Consider the following 4616-nt stretch of genomic DNA (forward strand, 5'->3'; position numbering starts at 1 on the left):
ACTATTTCGCCAGGCCGATGCCGGTAGCCGAATTTCAGCATTTCGTTGACGTACAGCGGCAAAGCAGGAAAATGACGGCAGCCTGACGTCCGACGCCGCGCTATTTGGCGTCAACACACATTTTGAATGCAAGCCCCAATCGCACGCACCGGATTGTCCGGCGCCACGTAATCCTCGATCCGCTGCGGAAGAAAACGTCGTTGCTCAAGCGAAGGCGGACGTGTGCCCATCGAAAGGATCGTCCAGTGCCGACATCAACAACGCGTGTGGCCCGGCCACGGGGCGGCACTGTTTCTTGACAGATCGGAGGCCAGTGGGTTGCCTCTGACGGCGAGATGGAAAGCTCAAGCGCGGCCAGTGCATATGCCAAGCGAACCCATCATGAGGCGGCGTGATCTGCTCGCGCTGGTCGGCGCGATGGCCGGCAGCGCGGCGATGTATCACGCCATGACCAGTCTCGGCTTGGCGTCGGAATCCACCTACAAGGGGCCGCTCAGGCTGGAAGGCGATCCGAACGGCGCCTCCGTCCTGATCCTGGGCGCCGGGCTTGCCGGCATGACGGCCGCGCTCGAGCTGCGCAAGGCCGGCTACAAGGTTCGGGTCCTCGAATTCAACAGCCGCCCCGGCGGCCGCAACTGGACATTGCGCGGCGGCGACAGTTTTACCGAACTCGGCGGTTTCAAACAGACCTGCGAATTCGAGCGCGATCTCTACATCAACCCCGGACCGTGGCGGATTCCCTATCACCATCGCGCGCTGCTCGACTATTGCCGACGGCTTGGCGTCACGCTGGAGCCGTTCATCCAGCTCAATCACAATGCATATCTCCACGCGTCCAGCGCGTTCGGCGGGGCGCCGCAGCGGATCCGCGCCATCAAGGCGGACTTTCAGGGCCAGGTGTCGGAACTGCTCGCCAAGGTAACGCAGCAAGGCCAGCTCGATGAAGCCGTCTCGAAGGAAGATCAGGCGATTCTGCTGCAGGCGCTGAGATCGTGGGGCGCGCTGGACCGCGACTACAAATACAACGCCAATCTTTTCTCGGCCGAATTTCGCGGCTATGCGCGCGATCCCGGCGGCGGGCTTGATGCGGATCCGCTGCCGAGCGCGCCCGTCGCCTTGTCGGACATTCTCAAGTCCCGGCTGTGGCGCTATCTGCAGAGTTTCGCGCGCTATAATTTCCAGACCACGATGTTTCAGCCCGTCGGCGGCATGGACATGATCGGCAAGGCGTTCGCCCGCGAAGTCGGCGACCTGATCCGCTACAATGCCAGGGTGACGCGCATTGCGCAAAGCGACCGCGGCGTCACCGTCAGCTATGTCGACACCGCCGACCCTTCCGATCCGCGAGAGGCGAAAGCGGATTGGTGCGTTTGCACGATCCCGCTGTCGATCCTCGGCCAGATACCGACCGACGTCGGTAGCGCGATGCAGGCCGCCATCGACGCGGTGCCTTACGCCGGTTCGGTCAAGATCGGCCTGCAGTTCAAGCGCCGCTTCTGGGAGGAGGACGAGGCCATTTATGGCGGCATTACTTTTACCGACCTGCCGATCCGCCAGATCGCCTATCCCAACACCGGCTTCAATCGCGCCGGACGCGGCGTCTTGCTCGGCGCCTATCTGTTCGAGGGGGCGAATTCCTACGAGTTCACGGCGATGCCGCCGGCCGAACGCATTGCCAGCGCCGTCGAATTCGGCGCGCTCATTCATCCGCAATACAAGGCGGAATTCGAGACCGGCATTTCCGTCGCCTGGCACCGCGTTCCCTTCACGCTGGGCTGCAGCGGCGAGTGGACCGAACAGGCGCGGGCGCAGCACTACCGCAATCTGTGCCAGATCGACGGCCGGATCGTCCTGGCCGGCGAGCATGCCTCCGATCTGCCGGCCTGGCAGGAGGGCGCGATCCTGTCCGCGCTCGATGCCATTGCGCGGCTGCACCAGCGCGTCATGAGGACTTAAACCCGATGGCGCCGGTCAACCCAAAAGCGCGGAAGGTCGGCTGTGCGGCGTTGCTGGCGCTGGTGTTGCCGGCGGCGTCGGCGATCGGTCAAGACTCGCCTCTCGCCGGCGGCCGGACCTTCAGCTCGGGTTTCAAATTCGTCGAAATGGCCGGCGAGGAAATCTTCGCCAATGTCTGTCAGGGCTGCCACATGACCGACGGGGCGGGGGCAACCGGCGCCGGATCGTACCCATCGCTTGTCGGCAACAAGAACCTCGAAACAAAGGGATACCCGGTCTATCTCGTGGTCCGTGGCAGGCGGGGCATGCCGCCATTCGGCGACATGATGACCGATGGTCAGGTCGCCGCCGTCGTGAACTTTGTCCGGACCCATTTCGGCAACAGTTTTACGGATGTGGTAACCGCCAGGGATGTGGAAGACGCACGCCGCTGAAACGCAATCGACCAGCCAGGAGGAAACACGTGAAACCAGCAACCATGCTGCTGATCGCCGCGGTGACGGCCGCCGGTCATACCGCCGGTTTCACGCCGGCGCGCGCCGATGTCGTCCGGCATCCCATTCCGAACTCGACCTTCCCGATCGCCCAGGTGGTGCAGGTCACCGGCAATGCCACGACCTATTATGTCAGCGGTCAGGTGCCGCCCGTCGCCAACAAGGATGCCGATCCGGCCAGCCCGCAGGCCTATGGTGACGTCAAGACCCAGACCGTTGGCGTTCTCAACCGGATCAAGGGCATTCTGGAAGGGCTCGGCCTCGGGATGGCCGACGTGGTCAAGATGCAGGTATTTTTGGTGCACAGCGCGGCGGCGCCGATGGATTTCAAAGCCTTCATGGAAGGCTACACCCAGTTTTTCGGAGGCCCCCAGCCCAATCTGCCGGCGCGCTCCGTCGTTGGAATCGCCGCGCTCGCCAATCCCGGTTTCCTGGTCGAAATCGAGGTGGTGGCGGTCAAGGATGCCAAATAGAAGAAGGTGAGGCGCGGAAATCGAGGGGCTCGCATGCTTGCCAAAGCGCCGGCCGCCTGTCTCAATCCGCCGTCAGCGGCGAACGGGTGGGAGCGCAAGATGGTTCGAAAAGTCCAATGGCAATTTTCTTCAATCCTGCTCGCGGCCGCGCTTGCCGCGGCGCTTTTTTCGGCCGGGGCAGCCGCGGCTGACGGACTGAGCCCGCAACAGCAGCTCGCCTACGACATCTACAAGGAGCTGGTCGAAATCAACACCGTGACCGCGACCGGCGATACCGCGAAGGCCGCCGAGGCGATGGCGGCGCGGCTGCGCGCCGCCGGTTTTGCCGATGCCGATGTTCAAGTCTTCTCGCCCGCGCCGCGCAAGGGCAATCTGGTGGCGCGGCTGCGCGGCAGCGGCGCGCGCAAGCCGATGCTGCTGCTGGCGCATCTCGACGTCGTGGCGGCCAACCGCGAGGACTGGTCGGTCGATCCGTTCAAGCTGATCGAGCAGGATGGCTATTTCTATGCCCGCGGCAGCGGCGACGACAAGTTCATGGCGGCAGCCTTCGTCACCAACCTCGTTCGCTACAAGAAGGAAGGCTACAAGCCGGATCGGGATATTATCCTGGCGCTGGAGACCGATGAGGAAACTCTCGATCGCGACAGCGTTGGCATCCAGTGGCTGCTCAAGAATCATCGCGACCTGATCGACGCCGAATTCGCCCTGAACGAGGGCGGCAGCGTCGGGCTGAAGGACGGCAAGGCGATCCGCAACAGCGTCCAGACCAGCGAAAAGGTGTCGCTGAACTATCTGCTGCAGGTGAAAAACCGCGGCGGCCACAGCTCGGTGCCGGCAAAAGACAACGCAATCTATCATCTGGCGGAAGGACTGGTCCGCCTCTCCAAATTCAGCTTCCCGCTGCGCCTCAACGAGACGACGCGCGCCTATTTCGAAAAGACCGCGCAGTTCGAAGGCGATCAGATCGCCTCGGAAATGCGCGCGCTGCTGTCGGACAAACCGGACCCCTCCGCGATGTCGTTCACCCGGCTCGCCGCCAACCCGGTCTACAATGCCCAGCTTCGCACCACCTGCGTCGCCACCATGCTCGAGGGCGGTCATGCGGTGAACGCGCTGCCGCAACTGGCGAGCGCGAAGGTCAATTGCCGCATCATGCCCGGCGAACCCGTCGACGAGGTCAAAGCGACTTTGGAGCGCGTGCTCGCCGACGATCAGATCACGGTGACGCAACTGGACCGGCCGGTGCTGAGCGCGCCGTCGGCGCTCCATGAGGAGATCATGGGCGCGATCGAAAAACTGTCGCGCGAGTTCTGGCCGACCGCCGTGGTGTTGCCGACCATGAGCGCCGGCGCCACCGACGGCAGCTATCTGCGCAATGCGGGGATACCGACCTACGGTCACTCCGGCCTCGCAGGCGACGTCAACGACATCCGGGCCCACGGCAAGGACGAACGAATTCTGGTAAAATCGTTTCATGAAGGCCAGGAATATCTCTATCGGCTGGTCAAGACGCTGTCGGGCAGCGGGTCTTGACCGGCGAATTGGCGGCGTGGTCTTGAATCCCCGTCACGACAGGTCAGTCCGGCAAATCGTGTCGGACAACCCGACCAGGCGGGAGCTCGTCACAGGCGCCGGCGCCGCGGCGCTGGGCGCGGCGGCCACGGCCGCAACCGCGCAGACGTCGTCTGAACAG

At 63.6% G+C, this 4616-nt stretch carries 4 protein-coding genes; all 4 read left to right on the forward strand.

Going from position 1 to position 4616, the window contains the following annotated elements; translation table 11 throughout:
* Positions 1-381 precede the first annotated feature (381 nt).
* The 4 genes from WCE35_RS11685 to WCE35_RS11700 all read left to right on the forward strand — a co-directional run bounded on the left by WCE35_RS11685 (position 382) and on the right by WCE35_RS11700 (position 4456).
* On the forward strand, positions 382-1956 hold the full coding sequence (locus WCE35_RS11685; protein ID WP_424593496.1) for an NAD(P)/FAD-dependent oxidoreductase: 1575 nt from the start codon (positions 382-384) through the stop codon (positions 1954-1956).
* A 5-nt stretch (positions 1957-1961) separates the two neighbouring features.
* Entirely contained in the window at positions 1962-2390 is a 429-nt protein-coding gene (locus WCE35_RS11690) for a c-type cytochrome (protein ID WP_424593497.1), read from the forward strand.
* A 29-nt stretch (positions 2391-2419) separates the two neighbouring features.
* Positions 2420-2923 carry a RidA family protein gene (locus tag WCE35_RS11695; RefSeq protein ID WP_424593498.1) on the forward strand — a complete coding sequence of 168 codons (504 nt, stop codon included), beginning with the start codon at positions 2420-2422 and terminating at the stop codon, positions 2921-2923.
* 99 nt (positions 2924-3022) lie between these two features.
* On the forward strand, positions 3023-4456 hold the full coding sequence (locus WCE35_RS11700; RefSeq protein WP_424593499.1) for a M20/M25/M40 family metallo-hydrolase: 1434 nt from the start codon (positions 3023-3025) through the stop codon (positions 4454-4456).
* Positions 4457-4616 lie beyond the last annotated feature (160 nt).

The sequence above is a fragment of the Bradyrhizobium sp. genome, assembly GCF_049691595.1.
In the GTDB taxonomy this organism is placed as follows: Bacteria; Pseudomonadota; Alphaproteobacteria; order Rhizobiales; family Xanthobacteraceae; genus Bradyrhizobium.